Genomic DNA, 17,721 nt, shown 5'->3' with positions numbered 1-17,721 from the left:
AAGGGCATTTGGTGGATGCCTTGGCATGCACAGGCGATGAAGGACGTGATACGCTGCGATAAGCTACGGGGAGGTGCGAATACCCTTTGATCCGTAGATTTCCGAATGGGGCAACCCACCTTTGATGGCTGGAAAAATTAAGCTGTTTTGCAAGAAACAGTTTAAATTTCTAGTCATCTGATAAAGGTATCTACACCTGAATAAAATAGGGTGTAAGAAGCAAACGCAGGGAACTGAAACATCTAAGTACCTGTAGGAAAGGACATCAACCGAGACTCCGTTAGTAGTGGCGAGCGAACGCGGACCAGGCCAGTGGCTTAAATGAAGAAAAGTAGAATCGACTGGAAAGTCGAACCAAAGTGGGTGATAGTCCCGTATACGTAAATCTTTTTTAAGTCCTAGAGTAAGGCGGGACACGTGAAATCCTGTCTGAATATGGGTCGACCACGATCCAAGCCTAAGTACTCGTGCATGACCGATAGCGAACCAGTACCGTGAGGGAAAGGTGAAAAGTACCCCGACAAGGGGAGTGAAATAGTACCTGAAACCGAATGCCTACAAACAGTCGGAGCCCAAGATTTGTTCTGGGTGACGGCGTACCTTTTGTATAATGGGTCAGCGACTTAGTCTAACGAGCAAGCTTAAGCCGGTAGGTGTAGGCGTAGCGAAAGCGAGTCTGAATAGGGCGTTCAGTTCGTTGGATTAGACCCGAAACCGAGTGATCTAGCCATGAGCAGGCTGAAGGTAAGGTAACACTTACTGAAGGGCCGAACCCGTATCTGTTGCAATAGATTGGGATGACTTGTGGCTAGGGGTGAAAGGCCAATCAAACTCGGAAATAGCTGGTTCTCCGCGAAATCTATTTAGGTAGAGCGTCAGTCAAATTCTCCAGGGGGTAGAGCACTGGATGGGCTAGGGGTCCTCACCGGATTACCAAACCTAACCAAACTCCGAATACCTGGAAGAAATAACTGGCAGACACACGGCGGGTGCTAACGTCCGTCGTGGAGAGGGAAACAACCCTGACCACCATCTAAGGTCCCCAAGTTATGGCTAAGTGGGAAAGGATGTGAGGATCCCAAAACAACCAGGATGTTGGCTTAGAAGCAGCCACCATTTAAAGAAAGCGTAACAGCTCACTGGTCTAAATAAGGGTCCTTGCGCCGAAAATGTAACGGGGCTAAAGCCATACACCGAAGCTGTGGATTTACTCTTTATGAGTAAGTGGTAGCGGAGCGTTCCGTAAGCCTGTGAAGGGAGACTCGTGAGAGCTCCTGGAGGTATCGGAAGTGAGAATGCTGACATGAGTAACGATAAAGGGAGTGAGAGACTCCCTCGCCGAAAGTCCAAGGGTTCCTGCTTAAAGTTAATCTGAGCAGGGTGAGTCGGCCCCTAAGGCGAGGCCGAAAGGCGTAGTCGATGGGAACCACGTTAATATTCGTGGACCTGTGGGTAGTGACGGATTGCGTGTATTGTAAGATCTTATTGGATTGATCTTGCAGTGAAGTAGTCCCAGGAAATAGCTCCCACATATAGACCGTACCCGAAACCGACACAGGTGGACTGGTAGAGAATACTAAGGCGCTTGAGAGAACTACGTTGAAGGAACTCGGCAAATTGCACGCGTAACTTCGGAAGAAGCGTGGCCCTCTAGCGGGCAACCGTTAGAGGGTGGCACAGACCAGGGGGTAGCGACTGTTTACCAAAAACACAGGGCTCTGCGAAGTCGCAAGACGACGTATAGGGTCTGACGCCTGCCCGGTGCTGGAAGGTTAAGAGGAGATGTGCAAGCATTGAATTGAAGCCCCAGTAAACGGCGGCCGTAACTATAACGGTCCTAAGGTAGCGAAATTCCTTGTCGGGTAAGTTCCGACCTGCACGAATGGCGTAACGACTTCCCCGCTGTCTCCAACGTAGACTCAGTGAAATTGAACTCCCCGTGAAGATGCGGGGTTCCTGCGGTTAGACGGAAAGACCCCGTGCACCTTTACTATAGCTTTACACTGGCATTTGTGTCTGTATGTGTAGGATAGGTGGTAGACTTTGAAGCAGGGGCGCTAGCCTTTGTGGAGTCATCCTTGAAATACCACCCTTACCGATATGGATGTCTAACCGCAGTCCGTTATCCGGATTCGGGACCGTGTATGGTGGGTAGTTTGACTGGGGCGGTCGCCTCCTAAAGAGTAACGGAGGCGCGCGAAGGTAGGCTCAGAACGGTCGGAAATCGTTTGTTGAGTGCAATGGCATAAGCCTGCCTGACTGTGAGACTGACAAGTCGAGCAGAGTCGAAAGACGGTCATAGTGATCCGGTGGTCCCATGTGGAAGGGCCATCGCTCAACGGATAAAAGGTACGCCGGGGATAACAGGCTGATGACCCCCAAGAGTCCATATCGACGGGGTTGTTTGGCACCTCGATGTCGACTCATCGCATCCTGGGGCTGGAGCAGGTCCCAAGGGTATGGCTGTTCGCCATTTAAAGCGGTACGTGAGTTGGGTTCAGAACGTCGTGAGACAGTTCGGTCCCTATCTGCCGTGGGTGTTGGAATATTGACAGGACCTGTCCCTAGTACGAGAGGACCGGGATGGACGTATCTCTGGTGGACCTGTTGTGGCGCCAGCCGCATAGCAGGGTAGCTATATACGGACGAGATAACCGCTGAAGGCATCTAAGCGGGAAACTCACCTGAAAACAAGTATTCCCCGAGAACCGTGGTAGACCACCACGTTGATAGGTCAGGTGTGGAAGTGTGGTAACACATGAAGCTTACTGATACTAATCGTTCGATCGACTTGATCGTTCCCATTTCCTATAATCATTCATTCTAATAACAGATGATATCCAGCTTCTCTCAATTTCTATGCTCTTTGCTGACTTGGTGGTTATGGCGGAGTGAACGCACCCGATCCCATCCCGAACTCGGACGTGAAACGCTCCAGCGCTGATGGTACTTTGCCTTAAGGCACGGGAGAGTAGGTCGCTGCCAGGTCTGCTAAGTGCATAGGTGTTGCTTAACAAAATCTGAAAATACAAAATATAGAGAAAAATAAAAGCATACTTAAGCGTCAAAAAAATTATGCTTACTCTTTCTTTAATGACGCGGGGTGGAGCAGCCCGGTAGCTCGTCAGGCTCATAACCTGAAGGCCGCAGGTTCAAATCCTGCCCCCGCAACCAAAGTTCCCGTACAAATCTTCCATAAAAATCTCATGAGATCTGAATATTACACTTCACACTTCGCTTATAACAGCGGGTGAAATTAATATAAAAATGCACGTACTGGAATATGTTATAGAAGTTATAGAATAAGTCTTCACGTAGATATCCCTATATACATTGGTTTTATAAAAGTGGGGCTTTATAGAAGTTACGAAAGTGCTATGGAAGAAGAATATAACGTATCAACTGCGTAAACATCCGTAAAAATATGGAGAGAGCTAAGGGTGTCCCTCCTTCTGCTATTATTGTTCACGATAATACTACGTTGAGACGCTGGGGTGGATCGCAAGTCTTCCCCGCGTAAAAAATGCAATGCGGTGTAATGGGGCCGTGTAATGGGGGAAAGCTGAACACCCTTTGATATCTTAAAGCCCTGCTTCTCAATCTTTCTCTGAAACTACTTGTGCATCACCTCAGTCTAGAGACTCTAAAAATCTCCTATCAAGCTCTTCGTAAAGTGCATAAAAAATATGGAATTTTACGCTTAAAGGCGTCTTAGCGACTCAATATAAACTCAAGCTTCTCTCCTCTCTTCACGATATCCCTCGCTTTATCCTATCTGTTAATGGGGGTACTTTATCAATAAGTTATCTTCCATTCTTTCTATAAGGGGACTTGCGGCTTAATTCGCTAAATAAGTGCAAAATTATTCTCTGGTCTAGATTTCCTTTCCAGAAAAAAATACAAAACGCTTCACAAAAAAACTTCAATAGCTGCAAAATATTCAGCTCTAGAAAATATTATGAATGGGTTCTTGGTCTTGCAAAACGGGCCTGACACTCTCTCAGAGAGACCTTTAATACAGAGGTTCGGAGCTTATCCACTCATCCATCCCTTTAAAAAAATTGAAGACAAAAGAGCTAACTGCTTTAGACAAAAGCTTATTGCTGTCATCGCATCACTCACAAGAGAACTTTTAAAATAAACCTTCATTCTAGATGGAGTACAATGGAAACGCCATGGAAGCAGGACAAAACGTACAAGCGCGTAAACGTTCGTAAAAATATGGAGAGGGCTAAGGGTGTCCCTCCTTCTGCTATTATTGTTCACGATAATGCTACGTTGAGACGCTGGGGTGGATCGCAAGTCTTCCCCGCGTAAAAAAATGCAATGCGGTGTTGGGGGCCGTGTAATGGGGCCGTGTAATGGGGGAAAGCTGAATACTCTTTGATATTTTAAAGCCCTGCTTCTCAATCTTTCTCTGAAACTACTTGTGCATCACCTCAGCCTAGAGACTCTAAAAATCTCCTATCAAGCTCTTCGTAAAGTGCACAAAAATAGCAAGAAATTTCTATCAACCTACACTTAGAACCAATCCTTCCAAAAAAGAGCTATAGTAGTTCTACTACGTTTATTTTGCACAATGCACGAATACCTTGCTCTAAAGGAAATGGGAGCGATGAACCATTGAATCGTCAAAACGCATATAAAGGTCATGGGCATATAAGTGATTAGGCAGTGTCACCAACGCTCCAAGCGGGATGCGCAACATACTTGCGAGATGATAAATTAAGGGGGCGAGATGATAAATTAAGGGGGCGAGATGACAAATAAGGGGGCAAGATAGCGAGCGATTTTATCCTTATTGGAAAATGAATCTTGCTCAATGTCAAGGGAGAGAGAATCTATGTCACGCATCCCTCTATATCTTAGAGGATTTTCAAGAAGAATTTACAAAAAAGCTGCATAATCGGTGCAGCTTTTTTATTGGTTCTATATTTTATGAAGGAAAAGTTTTTAAAACTTGAAAGAACCTCTACGGCTTCTGTAACCATAATAACCACATACACTCGAAATAACGGCACCAATCAGGCTGCCTAGAAAACCCCACCATCCCATATGTGATGCTTTTGTAACAGCTTTATTCGCAGTATGACGGGCATCTTTTATCGAGCTATCAAGCTTTTTAGAGAGTTTTTCAGTTTGTTCTTCGAGGGCTTCAATTGCCTGGGCAGTTTTTTCCTCTGCTGTTTGATAAATATGAAGCGCAGTGTTGGCAGTTTTTTGTGCCTGTGCACGCGACATGCCATTGTTCATAAGGCCATTGATGATATCGCTTCGATCAAACTTTGCCGTGATGGCTTGTGCACGATCAGAAAGACGATCACCTAGGTCTTTTAAGATAGTGCGGTAGTGAGAAGGATCATTCTTAAAAGCCGTTACCGCAGAACCAATATCCTTGAGAGCTGCCTGATAAGACTGTTTCAAGCGCTCAGGGTTAAGAGAAGGAATGTCACTTTCGTTGAGAAATGTGTGCAATTCACCGCGTAGTTTATCAAAATCAACGATCTTATCTGTTTTCGTTGTTAAAAACTTTTCAAAGTCTTCGCTATTGAATTTTGAAAAAAGGGGGGAAATATTCGTTTTGAAGCTGTCTAGGGGTTGTTGAATCATGGAGCTATTTTCTAGGGCAGCTTTAGCACCTATTTTTGTTGTACTTGAAACAACGTGAATGGCTTGGATGGTCATGAGAAGTGTTAACAGAGCCCAAGTGAGAAAGCCGTGAAGGCTTCCTGACGATTCTGCAAAACGTCCAGCAACAAATCCTCCCAACGCAAGGCTGATTAGTGCAATGATAAGAGAGCCAATGCCAAAAGACAAAAAAGAGCCTTCAAAAGGGGTTGAAGAGGTGAAATCCATTTGACTTAAGCCTAACGCTGCAACCAAAAAAGAGAGGCAGATCGATGTGGCGAGGGATGTCACAAGTCCAGCAAAGATTGCCGACCATGAAATGGGTGTGTAAAAAAGTGGATACTTTTCTTCTAGTGAGCTTTCTCCTAAAAAGTGTGTATCGAATGATGTTTCTATCGGAATACGGGTTTCCATGTGTTTATCTCCTTGAATGATGCTGGAGATAAAATGAACCTTTAGCAATTATGTTCCAAAAGTGAATAAATATGCACTCAAAAGAAAAAAAACAAAAAAATAGTGATTATGATGGATTTTTATCGTAGGTGGGTATCAAGGATTTTGATAATGGAACTATTATGGTTAAATCTTTTTTTGCGAAATTTTGCTCCAGAGAACAGTTTATTGAGAATTTGAATTACTAGAGATGGTTTGGAGGAAAGAAACAGAAGGGTGCATAACGAGGTTGTTTTATGAAATGATTGCTTGTTCTGTTTGCGATGTTGTGAAATTGGAAAATATTTTCAAATTTTATGAAAACATACTACCGGTCGTTTCGATAAATTAATTCCTTTGCGATTGTATCAGAAAGTTTAAAGAGAGGTTGTGTTAGGGTGAAGAATGTTTTGTTCAACTTTTTTTAAACAGAGAGAAAAATATGGACCGCTTTGTATCGGTTTTGATCCTAGCCATAAAGTCTTGCAATCATGGAATTTAAGCTGTGATTATAAAGGCTTAAGAGAGTTTTGTGATATCCTCTTAACAGCGGTTATTGGAAAAGTGGGTATCATAAAGCCGCAAGTTGCATTTTTTGAATTATATGGCGTTGAAGGACTTCAAGCTCTCAAAGAACTTATTGAAAATGCACATGAACAAGGTTTATTGGTTCTGGCTGATGCAAAAAGGGGGGATATTGGCTCTACTGCTGAAGCTTATGGTCAAGCTTGGCTCGGTCCAAACAGTGCGTTTAAAGCTGATGCCATGACAGTCAATTCTTTTTTGGGTTTTGATGCTCTTATTCCTCTGATCAAGATTGCAGAGGAAACAGGAGCAGGGGTTTTTGTGGTTGTTCAGTCCTCTAATCCAGAGGGAAAACAAATACGAAATGCGCGCATTGGTGATCAAATACTTTCTATTCATTTGGCACAACGTATTTGTGATTATAATTCTCAGTCTCCGGTTCTCCATCATAATATTGGCCCCATAGGTGCGGTTATAGGAGCAACGTTGGGATCTGAATCAAAAGACACAATCGAACAGTTAAAAAACAGCTTGTTTCTCGTTCCAGGTATTGGTGCTCAAGGGGGAACAATAAAACAACTGACAAACCAGTTTCCTCAAAATTTGTGGCAGAATATCATTCCTTCAATTTCAAGGTCAATTACAGATGCTGGCCGCAATAGTATTGATTTAAAAATGCGTATCAATGATTTTGCACAGGAAGCTAAAAGCATTCTGATGCCTTGAGGATTTTTGCATATGCAATAAAGAAGTCCTTATAAAAAAGGGTGTTTCTTTTCAAGAAGATGATTTTAGCTTATCTAAAATCAACAGTTGCTTTGATGTCTCTCAAGAAGCATACACGTGTTTTTTTATGTTGGGATAGCACATGAGAAGGTGTTTGGAGGTAAGGGGAGTGGAGAGGAGAGAGTGTAGGAAATGTGTTTCGGAGAGAATTGTTTAAGGTAGATCTTTAAGGAGGAATTTTCGGGGATAAGGTATGGGAAATGTTGCGGGGGGCATTATTTTTAATTGACAATTGGAAAAATATTAAGAGAGAGCTGACATTTTGAAATTGAAAGTGCAAGCGTTTTAGATACTTTTAAAGGTAAGGAGCATTATCTTTGTAAAGCGAAGGCTGGTGCTTGTTGCAGTGGGCCTAGATTGATAAAGTTATTGCAGCGTTTGTTTCTATAAGATAGACACGAGTTATCTGTGAATACATATTGTTGCTAGAGAAAAACATGTCATCAAAACAAGAAAAAACCAAAGCCCGCTTACCCCGTGGTTTTGTTGATCGTACAAGCGCACAGCTGTATGCAACTGAAACAATGATTGCGCAAATTCGTGAAGTTTATGAACTTTATGGTTTTGAAGCGCTTGAAACACCAATTTTTGAATATACAGATGTATTGGGGAAATTTTTACCGGATTCAGATCGTCCAAATGCGGGTGTTTTTTCGCTGCAAGATGATGATGAACAATGGATGTCTTTGCGCTATGATCTTACCGCGCCTCTTACCCGTTATTTTGCAGAACATTTTGAAATTTTGCCAAAACCTTATCGCAGTTATCGTTTTGGTTTTGTTTTCCGCAATGAAAAACCCGGACCAGGGCGGTTTCGGCAATTTATGCAGTTTGATGCGGATATTGTTGGAACACCAACGGTAGCAGCGGATGCCGAAATTTGTATGATGGCAGTAGACAGTTTAGAAAAACTAGGATTTCAGCATCATGAGTATGCCATTCGTCTTAATAATCGAAAAATTCTGGATTGCGTTTTAGAGAAAATTGGTTTGGGGGGGAATGAGCAGGCTGAAAAGCGCTTAACTGTCTTAAGAGCAATTGATAAATTGGATAAATTTGGTCTTGAAGGTGTGCGTTTGTTGTTAGGCCGAGGGCGTTTGGATGAAAGTGGTGACTTTACAAAAGGAGCGGAGCTTAAGGACAAAGAGATTGATTGTATTCTTGCCTTAACCGCTGCTGGAGCTGAAACAACAGAAGAAACGTTTGAGGCTCTTAAAAAAGTGGTTGGTGATCATGCTCAAGGACTTGAAGGAATTCGTGAGCTTGAGGAAATGCAAGCAATTTTTGCTGCAAATGGCACTTACAATCGTATCAAGATTGATCCATCGGTGGTGCGGGGCTTGGATTATTACACAGGTCCTGTTTTTGAGGCTACATTGCTTTTTGATGTTTTTAATGATGATGGACAAAAGGTTGTCTTTGGCTCTGTTGGTGGTGGTGGGCGCTATGATGGGTTGGTGGCACGCTTTCGTGAGGAAAATATTCCGGCAACAGGTTTTTCAATCGGGGTTTCACGCTTGATCGCTGCTTTGCAAAACCTTGGAAAGTTGCCTATGAAAGATGCTACTGGGCCGGTTGTGGTGCTGATGATGGATAAAGAGCCAGAGGCTGTTGCCGGTTATCAAAAAATGGTGATGCAGTTGCGCAATGCGGGAATTCGTGCTGAACTCTATCTGGGAGCATCGGGGATTAAAGCGCAGATGAAATATGCGGATCGGCGCCAAGCGCCTTGTGTAGTGATTCAAGGATCACAAGAACGCGAGATCAGAAAAATACAGATCAAAGATTTGATTGAGGGCGCGCGGTTGTCTCATGAAATTAAGGATAATCAAACATGGCGCGAAAGTCGACCAGCACAAATAACAGTTGATGAAGAACAATTGGTCAAAGCCGTACAAGATATTTTAGCAGCCCAAAGGCGGTCATGGTAAAAGTCTTTATAGAAGCAATTGTCCGAAATATTTCGGAAATTTGAGATCCAATTTTCAAAATCTGTACTTTTCTCATTTCCATATGCTTGTGCACGCATTCAAAATCGAGTTTTTTGAACGCGTGCAGCATAAAAGAGGTATTTTTTAAAGGGCTAAAAAAGCTCTATTCACTATAAAAGGTGTTCTTATGAGGATGCTATGATAACATCTTCATGATCAAAAAACATTGGAGGAATTCAAGGATTGTATGTAAAGCCTTTTCAAAAATTTATAAAAATATTGACAATTCATATTGGCTTAACCTTTGAATTTTCATCCATTGGCATCAAATTCTTTGGTGTTCTCTTGTTGACAGCACAAAATCTAGCATTATTGAAAAATGGGGGAGAACGAAAGCGTTTTTTCCTAAAAAAATTTTAAGTTTCAAAAAACAATGAAATGATTTAGATCAAAAAATTTTTACAGGAAAATATTGGGGTAAATTGTAAGCTGCTATAATGGCAACAGATTGATAATATGCATTTTTTCATAAAGTAAACGCGTTAGTGGAGAAATACAATAGTCTAATACGATTTTACTCTGCTCTATGAAAGGAATCCCTTTATTTTTGAAAGACATGAGGATATTGGAAAATCATTTCGGTTTCCTCCTTCAAACTTTGGATTTGAAGATCTTCCCCAAGTCACGTTTTTAGGAGCGTCTGATATCCGATAATCGGCGTATGATCCTTGGGCTTTCGTTTATTGGGATGAAAAGTTTTTTGTTCTTTTGTTGCAAGTGGGGAAAATGTTAGAGGGGCATGAAGTGGATTTATGATTTGATCAGGTAACTTGAGATCACGATGTTCTCAATGAATTTTTGACCTATGACTTTTCAACTGAAGAACCAGAATACCTTAATTTTGAAACTTTTAAAGAAGGTATTAACGAATTAGAACATAACAAAATTGTAGCGAAGGGAATAAAAAAAGATTGTTATTTCATAAATCCAGATATTTTTTGGCTTACCAGACGTGATGAATACTTTGAGTGCGACGAAGATGATGATGAAAGTGGATGCGGTATTTACGACAGGACATTGGAAGAAAAGATTATTTTAGCAGTCATTTTTTTAACTTAAAAAGGGAATTAACTCTTAGAGCCAATGATTTTAAAAAATAAATTAAGGACGAACAATACTCAGAACTGCATCAAAAGTGATTTTTTGGTGAGAGGTGGATGAAACTGTTATTACGGGTACTTGTTTTTGAGCCGGTACAGCTCTTTAATGTCCGTGATGATGGATGTGTTTCTTTAGTATCCATGAGGATGAGTGGTTATCTTTGGGTTTATTGGTGGGAGCGGTATTAGGAAAGCTTGGTTGTTTGCTTTTTGTGATAAAACATTTCCGCTACGTTTTTTTGCACTTAAAAATTCACAAAAAACAAACGGCACAAATTTCTCTTCTTAAAAAGAATTTGTGCCGTGAAGTTTGTGTTGTTTAAATGCGTGAATTGGATTTAGAATTAGCCTTTCAAAGCTTTTAAAACATTCTGTGGTGAAGAAATTTCATAAGGATCTGTCGTGCAATTGTCCGAATAGCCTTTTTCTTCGAACCATTGTTCAATTACACCATCATTAATGACAGCAGCGTAACGCCATGAGCGCATTCCAAAACCGACATTGTCTTTTGCAACCAGCATACCCATTTTTCGAGTGAATTCACCGGAGCCATCAGGAATTAATTTCACGTTTTTAATATCTTGCGTTTTCCCCCAAGCGTTCATGACAAAAGCATCATTGACGGAAAGACAATAAATTTCATCAATGCCAACTTTTTTAAATTCATCATAGAGTTTTTCAAAATCAGGCAGCTGAAAAGTCGAGCAAGTAGGGGTAAAGGCTCCAGGAAGAGAAAAAAGAATAACTCGCTTTCCCTTAAAGTACGCATCACTGTTAACCTCTTGCCACCGATAAGGATTATCTCCATCAACTGAGTCATCACGTACGCGTATATGGAAAGTGACATCTGGAACTTTTTTTCTCATCATAATTATGCTCCTATATTTTCTGGAAGTTGTGTTTTAAAACAGTGTTTGTGTTTAAAAGCGTGTTGGAGGGTGCATTTTAAACCATCATATATTGCGATAATTCTGCAAGTATTTCGTTCTTGCGTCAAGTAGAATTAATCGTTTGATGAATGTGCACCGTAAAATCAAACGAAGTCATATGAAGGCGTCACCATGACTATAACAACAGTTTTGACAACGGCTTTTGGGGATCAAAAACTAGGAACATCTGGTTTGCGAAAAAAGGTATCGGTTTTTCAGCAGCCCCATTATGCCGAAAATTTTATTCAATCTATTTTTAATAGTGCTGGACCTTTTGAGGGCAAATTGCTTATTCTTGGGGGTGATGGACGCACTTTCAATAGCACGTTGATTCAGCTTGTGTTAAAAATGGCTGCTGCCAATGGTGTTGCATGTATTAAAGTGGGAAAAGGTGGTATTCTCTCTACACCTGCTGTTTCGCATCTTATTCGAAAATATCATGCTTATGGTGGATTTATTCTTTCAGCTAGTCACAATCCTGGAGGATCAGATGGGGATTGTGGCATCAAATACAACATTTCCAATGGCGGACCTGCTCCCGATTCTCTGTGTGAAGCCATTTTTGCAACATCAAAGCGCCTTTCTTTTTATAAGATCGTTGAGTCTCCGGATATTGATTTAGAGAGAGAAGGTACAACCTTTATAGGAGCTATGCAGGTCGATATAATTGATCCTGTAGCCGATTATGTGGCTCTGATGCAGGAGATTTTTGACTTTGACTGTATTGCTAAGGCCGTTGCGGAAGGGTTAACTTTGCGCTTTGACGCAATGCATGCAGTAACAGGGCCTTATGCACATGAAATTTTTGAAAAATGCTTAAAATTCTCTGAAGGAACGGTAGTTAATGGTATGCCTTTGCAAGATTTTGGAGGGAAGCATCCAGATCCAAATTTGGTTTATGCTAAGGATCTTTATGATTTTTTAATGTCTGATCAAGGTCCTGATCTTGGCGCTGCGTCTGATGGCGACGGGGATCGGAATCTCATTATCGGTCGCAAACAATTTGTCACGCCCTCTGATTCGTTGGCTATTATGGCAGACAATGCTCATCTGATTAAAGGGTATCGACAAGGTATTGCGGGTATTGCTCGTTCTATGCCCACGGGGCGTGCTGCTGATCTGGTTGCTGCTAAAAAAAGATTGAATTGTTTTGAAACACCAACGGGGTGGAAGTTTTTTGGAACGCTTTTGGATGCAGGAAAGGTCACCTTTTGTGGTGAAGAAAGCTTTGGAACAAGCTCTAACCATATCCGCGAAAAAGATGGCTTATGGGCTATTTTGTTTTGGCTAAATCTTTTAGCCGTGACAGGGAAAACTGTCGCACAAATTGTTGAACAGCATTGGCGCACCTATGGGCGCTTTTACACCTCACGGTATGATTATGAAGAAATAGAGGCAGATAAAGCCTGTGCGATTATCGAGCAGTTGCGGGCACATTTACCAAAGATGGGAATGGAAATTGCTGGACTGCGAGTCGAAAAAGCAGATGATTTTACTTATCATGATCCCGTTGATCAAAGTATCAGTACAGGGCAGGGAATACGCATTTTTTTTGAGAAAGGAGCACGGCTCGTGGTACGCTTATCGGGGACAGGGACGGTGGGAGCTACCTTACGACTTTATTTTGAGCAGTATGAAGGGACCACATGCAAACATAATAAAGATCCACAAAAAGTTCTCCAACCTTTGCAGAAAGCAGCACTGCAATTGTTAAATATACAGCAAAAATTGGGGCGCGAACTACCCAATGTTATTACATAAAAGGGCTGTTTTACGTTGTCTCTTGGGGAAGTATTGTGAGTGAAACATTATTGCTTCATAGGGGATTTTGGTGACTTTTCTGCCAGGATATAAGATTCCCCTTCATTTTTTGAGAGGGGCTTGTTTGCTCAAGTATAAGCGTGGATTTGATTTCAGAAAGTGGATGGTAAATGGTGATAAAAATTGGATGGCAAATGCCCCAATGTTCTCACAAAAAGGTTTTTTAAAGGATTGTCGCCTTTTGTTTTTGCAGGTGGAGCATCTTTTTGGGATCAGTGAGCCGGTTATGTCATCATCTCCAGTCTATTTTTCGTGTCTTTACAATAGCTTCTGGTAATCTTGGGTGTGTAAAGCTCTATCCTTTATTTACAATAGTTTTTGGCAAGGCTTATATGTTTTTTAAGAACGGGCATGGCTCGCGGTGGGGTTATCGGGGACAGAGACTGGTGAAAGAATTTTTAAGATTTTATTTTGAACAGTTCGAGGGTGTTCCACAAAATACCTTCAAGAGTCATAAAAAGTTCTCTAGCCCTTACAATAGGTGGCGTTTAACCTTTTAAATATTAAAAAAATCGGACCGCGAATGGTCCGATATTTTTGTGGTCTATTTTAAGAATGTTTACACATCGTTGCTTATTGCGGAGCAATCATCTTTTTGGGATCAACCAGCCGATCATAATCAGCACCAGAAACTCCAGCTTTCATTGCTTCGGTACGCAGAGTTGTGTCATTTTTATGCGCTGCCTTGGCAATTTCAGCAGCTTTTTCATAGCCAATTTCTGGTGTAAGAGCTGTCACTAGCATGAGAGAGCGTTCCATAAGGGAGTGAATGTGGATTCTATTGGCGCGTAATCCTTGGATGCAATGTTCATCAAAAGAGCGCATACAATCACCAAGAAGTGTAATCGACTGCAAAACATTATAACCAATAACAGGCTTATAAACGTTGAGCTCGAAATGCCCTTGGCTTGCGGCAAATGTTACACTGGTGTGATTGCCAAACACTTGGCATGCGACCATGGTTAAGGCTTCACATTGCGTGGGGTTGACTTTGCCTGGCATAATGGAAGATCCTGGCTCGTTTTCTGGAAGACTTAGTTCCCCTAATCCTGAGCGCGGGCCTGATCCCAAAAATCGTATGTCATTGGCAAATTTGAACAGATCAGCTGCTAATGCATTCAAGCTTCCATGGAAATGTGCAAGGGCTCCATGATGGGCGAGTGCTTCAAATTTATTGCTAGCGGTTTGGAATGTTATCCCTGTGAGAGTGCTAATTGTTTCGGCAAAGGCAACATCAAAACCTTTTGGTGCATTGAGTCCTGTTCCAACGGCTGTGCCACCTTGAGCAAGCATTTGGACATCAGTTAGAGCACTTTCAATGCGTTGGCGGTTAGCTTCTAATGCGGCACGATAACCTGAAAATTCTTGCCCTAAGGTCAAAGGCGTTGCATCTTGTGTATGCGTGCGGCCGATTTTAATGATATCTGCAAATTCTTGCTCTTTTTGTTTTAATGTAGCGATAAGAGCTTCAAGGATTGGCAGTAAGTGTTGGCGTGTTTGCAGCGTGGTGGCAATGTGAAGCGCTGTGGGAAAGGAATCGTTTGATGATTGGCTCATATTGACATGGTCATTGGGGTGAACTGGTTTTTTGCTGCCAAGTTTTCCTCCTAAAATCTTACTGGCACGATTAGCAATGACTTCATTGACATTCATATTGCTTTGTGTGCCAGAACCTGTTTGCCAGACGGAGAGTGGAAAATGCGTATCGAAATCGCCAGCAAGTACTTCATCAGCCGCCGCAATAATTGCTTTCCCAATGTTTTGTGGGAGCTTTCCTTTGTCCATATTTACAGTAGCTGCGGCTTTTTTGATAAGGCTTAAGGCATAGATGATAGCAAGAGGTTGTTTTTCTGTGCCAATATTAAAATTATGCAGAGAACGCTCCGTTTGTGCGCCCCAATAACGGTCTTGACATACCGAAATCGTTCCAAAGCTATCCGTTTCCTGACGTGTTTCAACCATGGTAAAATCCTTTTATGTTTACAGGTGTCATTAAACAACTAGATAACGCAAAATAGAAAACAGAGGCAAGGCTTTGAAGCTTTTTAAGAGAAATTATTTTAGAGACAATCCTTGACATTGAGGTGTAGCAATTTTATATTCCAACTGCTGTTAGCACTTATGCTTAAAGAGTGCTAGCAAGGACTTAAGATTAATTCAATTATATTAAGTTTTAAGGATTTTAAACATGGCTAATATACAATTCCGCCCACTTCACGATCGTGTCGTTGTTCGTCGGGTTGAATCTGAAAATAAAACTGCTGGTGGGATTATCATCCCTGATACTGCAAAGGAAAAACCTCAAGAAGGTGAAATTATTGCTGTTGGAAATGGCGCTCTTGATGACAACGGAAAGCGTGTGCCTTTAGAAGTGAAGGTAGGAGACCGTATCCTCTTTGGAAAATGGTCTGGAACCGAAGTGAAAATTAATGGGGAAGACCTCCTCATCATGAAAGAATCAGACATTATGGGAATTCTGGGCTAATTCAGAATCTCAACATTTTCATTTTGTATTATTTAAGATATAACTCCAAGGAGAAATTAAATGGCTGCTAAAGAAGTCAAATTTGGCCGTGAAGCGCGTGAGCGTTTGTTGCACGGCGTTGATATCCTTGCTAACGCTGTTAAAGTAACACTCGGCCCTAAAGGTCGTAATGTGGTGATTGACAAATCATTTGGTGCACCTCGCATCACAAAAGATGGTGTATCCGTTGCAAAGGAAATCGAACTCGAAGATAAGTTCGAAAATATGGGTGCGCAAATGTTGCGCGAAGTTGCTTCCAAAACCAATGATATTGCTGGTGATGGAACGACAACTGCAACTGTTTTGGGACAGGCTATCGTACAGGAAGGTATAAAGGCCGTTGCTGCTGGTATGAACCCAATGGATCTCAAACGGGGAATTGATGCTGCTGTTGATGAAGTGGTGGCAAATCTCTTCAAAAAAGCAAAAAAAATCCAAACTTCAGCAGAAATTGCACAAGTGGGAACAATTTCCGCTAACGGTGCTGCAGAAATCGGCAAAATGATCGCTGATGCTATGGAAAAAGTCGGCAATGAAGGCGTTATTACCGTGGAAGAAGCAAAAACTGCTGAAACGGAATTGGAAGTCGTTGAAGGTATGCAGTTTGACCGTGGGTATCTTTCACCTTATTTTGTCACAAATGCTGAGAAAATGGTGGCTGATCTTGATGATCCTTACATCCTCATTCATGAGAAGAAATTGTCTAATCTACAATCCCTTCTTCCTGTGCTTGAAGCTGTTGTTCAGTCTGGAAAACCACTTCTCATTATCGCTGAAGATGTGGAAGGTGAAGCTTTGGCAACGCTTGTTGTCAACAAGTTGCGCGGTGGTTTGAAAATTGCTGCAGTGAAAGCTCCAGGATTTGGTGATCGCCGTAAAGCTATGCTCGAGGATATTGCTATCTTGACATCAGGTCAGGTTATTTCTGAAGATGTGGGAATTAAACTTGAAAATGTCACTTTGGATATGCTTGGTCGCGCAAAGAAAGTCAATATTTCTAAAGAAAATACAACGATTATTGATGGTGCTGGACAAAAAGCTGAAATTAATGCACGCGTAAACCAGATTAAAGCGCAGATTGAAGAAACAACTTCTGACTATGATCGTGAAAAATTGCAAGAGAGACTTGCTAAACTCGCTGGTGGTGTTGCTGTTATCCGTGTTGGCGGTGCTACAGAAGTTGAAGTGAAAGAAAAGAAAGATCGTGTGGATGATGCCTTGAATGCAACACGTGCTGCTGTGGAAGAGGGTATTGTTGCTGGTGGTGGAACCGCGTTGTTGCGTGCTGCAAATGCATTGACAGTTAAAGGGAATAATCCTGACCAAGAAGCTGGTATCAATATTGTTCGCCGTGCGCTACAGGCACCAGCACGCCAAATTGCAACTAATGCTGGTGAAGAAGCAGCGATTATTGTAGGCAAGGTGTTGGAAAATAATGCAGACACATTTGGTTACAATACCGCAACAGGTGAATTTGGTGATTTGATTGCTTTGGGGATTGTTGATCCTGTTAAGGTTGTGCGTTCTGCTCTCCAGAATGCTGCTTCAATTGCTAGCCTTCTTATCACAACAGAAGCGATGGTTGCTGAAACTCCAAAGAAAGACACTCCTATGCCTCCTATGTCTGGTGGTGGAATGGGTGGAATGGGCGGAATGGATTTCTAAGCCCTTTTATAAAGGTAAAAAAACGGGTCAATTGGACCCGTTTTTTTTATGATTTTTTCATTTCCTATGGTGTTACTGTTTAGAAGCATAATCGGTGAATTTAGTGATTTGATTGCTTTGGGAATTGTTGATCCTGTTAAGGTTGTGCGTTCTGCTTTCCAGAATGCTGCTTCAATTGCTAGCCTTCTTATCACAACAGAAGCGATGGTTGCTGAAACTCCAAAGAAAGACACTCCTATGCCTCCTATGTCTGGTGGTGGAATGGGTGGAATGGGCGGAATGGATTTCTAAGCCCTTTTATAAAGGTAAAAAAACGGGTC

10 protein-coding genes, 1 tRNA gene, 2 rRNA genes and 1 pseudogene (1 of these 14 running past the window's edge) are annotated in these 17,721 nt (G+C 41.9%); 11 read left to right on the top strand and 3 right to left on the bottom strand.

From position 1 onward, the window contains the following. The 4 genes from V4P57_RS06875 to V4P57_RS06860 all read left to right on the top strand — a co-directional run. Positions 1-2,799 (top strand): 23S ribosomal RNA (locus tag V4P57_RS06875); it begins 13 nt to the left of the window's first position. A 74-nt stretch (positions 2,800-2,873) separates the two neighbouring features. Beyond that, a 5S ribosomal RNA gene (gene rrf, locus V4P57_RS06870) occupies positions 2,874-2,988 on the top strand. A gap of 109 nt (positions 2,989-3,097) precedes the next feature. After that, positions 3,098-3,174: transfer RNA gene (locus V4P57_RS06865), tRNA-Met, on the top strand. A gap of 990 nt (positions 3,175-4,164) precedes the next feature. After that, entirely contained in the window at positions 4,165-4,317 is a 153-nt protein-coding gene (locus V4P57_RS06860; protein ID WP_455465719.1) for a hypothetical protein, read from the top strand. Positions 4,318-4,953: 636 nt separating this feature from the next. Here V4P57_RS06860 and V4P57_RS06855 read toward each other — a convergent pair. Next, positions 4,954-6,042 carry a DUF3792 domain-containing protein gene (locus V4P57_RS06855; protein WP_455465718.1) on the bottom strand — a complete coding sequence of 363 codons (1,089 nt, stop codon included), beginning with the start codon at positions 6,040-6,042 and terminating at the stop codon, positions 4,954-4,956. Between the two features lie 423 nt (positions 6,043-6,465). Here V4P57_RS06855 and pyrF point away from each other — a divergent pair, with 423 nt between their 5' ends. From pyrF to V4P57_RS06840, 3 genes are all read left to right on the top strand, one after another. Beyond that, positions 6,466-7,311, top strand: coding sequence for an orotidine-5'-phosphate decarboxylase (gene pyrF, locus V4P57_RS06850; RefSeq protein ID WP_455465824.1), 846 nt, complete (start codon positions 6,466-6,468; stop codon positions 7,309-7,311). A 497-nt stretch (positions 7,312-7,808) separates the two neighbouring features. Beyond that, entirely contained in the window at positions 7,809-9,302 is a 1,494-nt protein-coding gene (gene hisS / locus V4P57_RS06845; RefSeq protein WP_455465823.1) for a histidine--tRNA ligase, read from the top strand. Between the two features lie 858 nt (positions 9,303-10,160). Further along, positions 10,161-10,421: a hypothetical protein gene (locus V4P57_RS06840; protein WP_455465822.1), complete on the top strand. Its 261-nt coding sequence runs from the start codon at positions 10,161-10,163 to the stop codon at positions 10,419-10,421. A gap of 385 nt (positions 10,422-10,806) precedes the next feature. Here V4P57_RS06840 and V4P57_RS06835 read toward each other — a convergent pair whose 3' ends face one another. Then, entirely contained in the window at positions 10,807-11,331 is a 525-nt protein-coding gene (locus tag V4P57_RS06835; RefSeq protein WP_455465821.1) for a redoxin family protein, read from the bottom strand. 192 nt (positions 11,332-11,523) lie between these two features. Here V4P57_RS06835 and V4P57_RS06830 point away from each other — a divergent pair, with 192 nt between their 5' ends. Further along, positions 11,524-13,152, top strand: coding sequence for an alpha-D-glucose phosphate-specific phosphoglucomutase (locus V4P57_RS06830; RefSeq protein ID WP_455465820.1), 1,629 nt, complete (start codon positions 11,524-11,526; stop codon positions 13,150-13,152). A gap of 633 nt (positions 13,153-13,785) precedes the next feature. On the opposite strand, the gene fumC is transcribed toward V4P57_RS06830, so the two are convergent. Further along, positions 13,786-15,174 (bottom strand): class II fumarate hydratase, encoded by a 1,389-nt coding sequence (fumC, locus tag V4P57_RS06825; RefSeq protein ID WP_455465819.1) that lies wholly within the window; start codon positions 15,172-15,174, stop codon positions 13,786-13,788. Between the two features lie 226 nt (positions 15,175-15,400). Here fumC and groES point away from each other — a divergent pair, with 226 nt between their 5' ends. The 3 genes and pseudogenes from groES to groEL form a co-directional block, all read left to right on the top strand. Beyond that, entirely contained in the window at positions 15,401-15,697 is a 297-nt protein-coding gene (gene groES, locus V4P57_RS06820) for a co-chaperone GroES (RefSeq protein ID WP_455465818.1), read from the top strand. Positions 15,698-15,757: 60 nt separating this feature from the next. Beyond that, the gene (gene groL, locus V4P57_RS06815) at positions 15,758-17,401 is read left to right on the top strand and encodes a chaperonin GroEL (protein ID WP_455465817.1); all 1,644 of its coding nucleotides are present in this window, start codon (positions 15,758-15,760) and stop codon (positions 17,399-17,401) included. A 93-nt stretch (positions 17,402-17,494) separates the two neighbouring features. Beyond that, positions 17,495-17,692: pseudogene (gene groEL, locus V4P57_RS06810) on the top strand (chaperonin GroEL); the annotation flags it as partial. Positions 17,693-17,721: the final 29 nt, after the last annotated feature.

Source organism: Bartonella sp. B39 (assembly GCF_053795145.1).
The sequence above is the reverse complement of the archived record's forward strand: the minus strand, read 5'-3'. Positions and strand labels throughout refer to the sequence as shown.

Excerpts from the sequence above, each read along its gene's own strand:
- V4P57_RS06860 (WP_455465719.1), top strand. The coding sequence starts at position 4,165 with ATGGAAACGCCATGGAAGCAGGACAAAACGTACAAGCGCGTAAACGTT.
- V4P57_RS06855 (WP_455465718.1), bottom strand. The coding sequence starts at position 6,042 with ATGGAAACCCGTATTCCGATAGAAACATCATTCGATACACACTTTTTA.
- pyrF (WP_455465824.1), top strand. The coding sequence starts at position 6,466 with ATGTTTTGTTCAACTTTTTTTAAACAGAGAGAAAAATATGGACCGCTT.
- hisS (WP_455465823.1), top strand. The coding sequence starts at position 7,809 with ATGTCATCAAAACAAGAAAAAACCAAAGCCCGCTTACCCCGTGGTTTT.
- V4P57_RS06835 (WP_455465821.1), bottom strand. The coding sequence starts at position 11,331 with ATGATGAGAAAAAAAGTTCCAGATGTCACTTTCCATATACGCGTACGT.
- V4P57_RS06830 (WP_455465820.1), top strand. The coding sequence starts at position 11,524 with ATGACTATAACAACAGTTTTGACAACGGCTTTTGGGGATCAAAAACTA.
- fumC (WP_455465819.1), bottom strand. The coding sequence starts at position 15,174 with ATGGTTGAAACACGTCAGGAAACGGATAGCTTTGGAACGATTTCGGTA.
- groES (WP_455465818.1), top strand. The coding sequence starts at position 15,401 with ATGGCTAATATACAATTCCGCCCACTTCACGATCGTGTCGTTGTTCGT.
- groL (WP_455465817.1), top strand. The coding sequence starts at position 15,758 with ATGGCTGCTAAAGAAGTCAAATTTGGCCGTGAAGCGCGTGAGCGTTTG.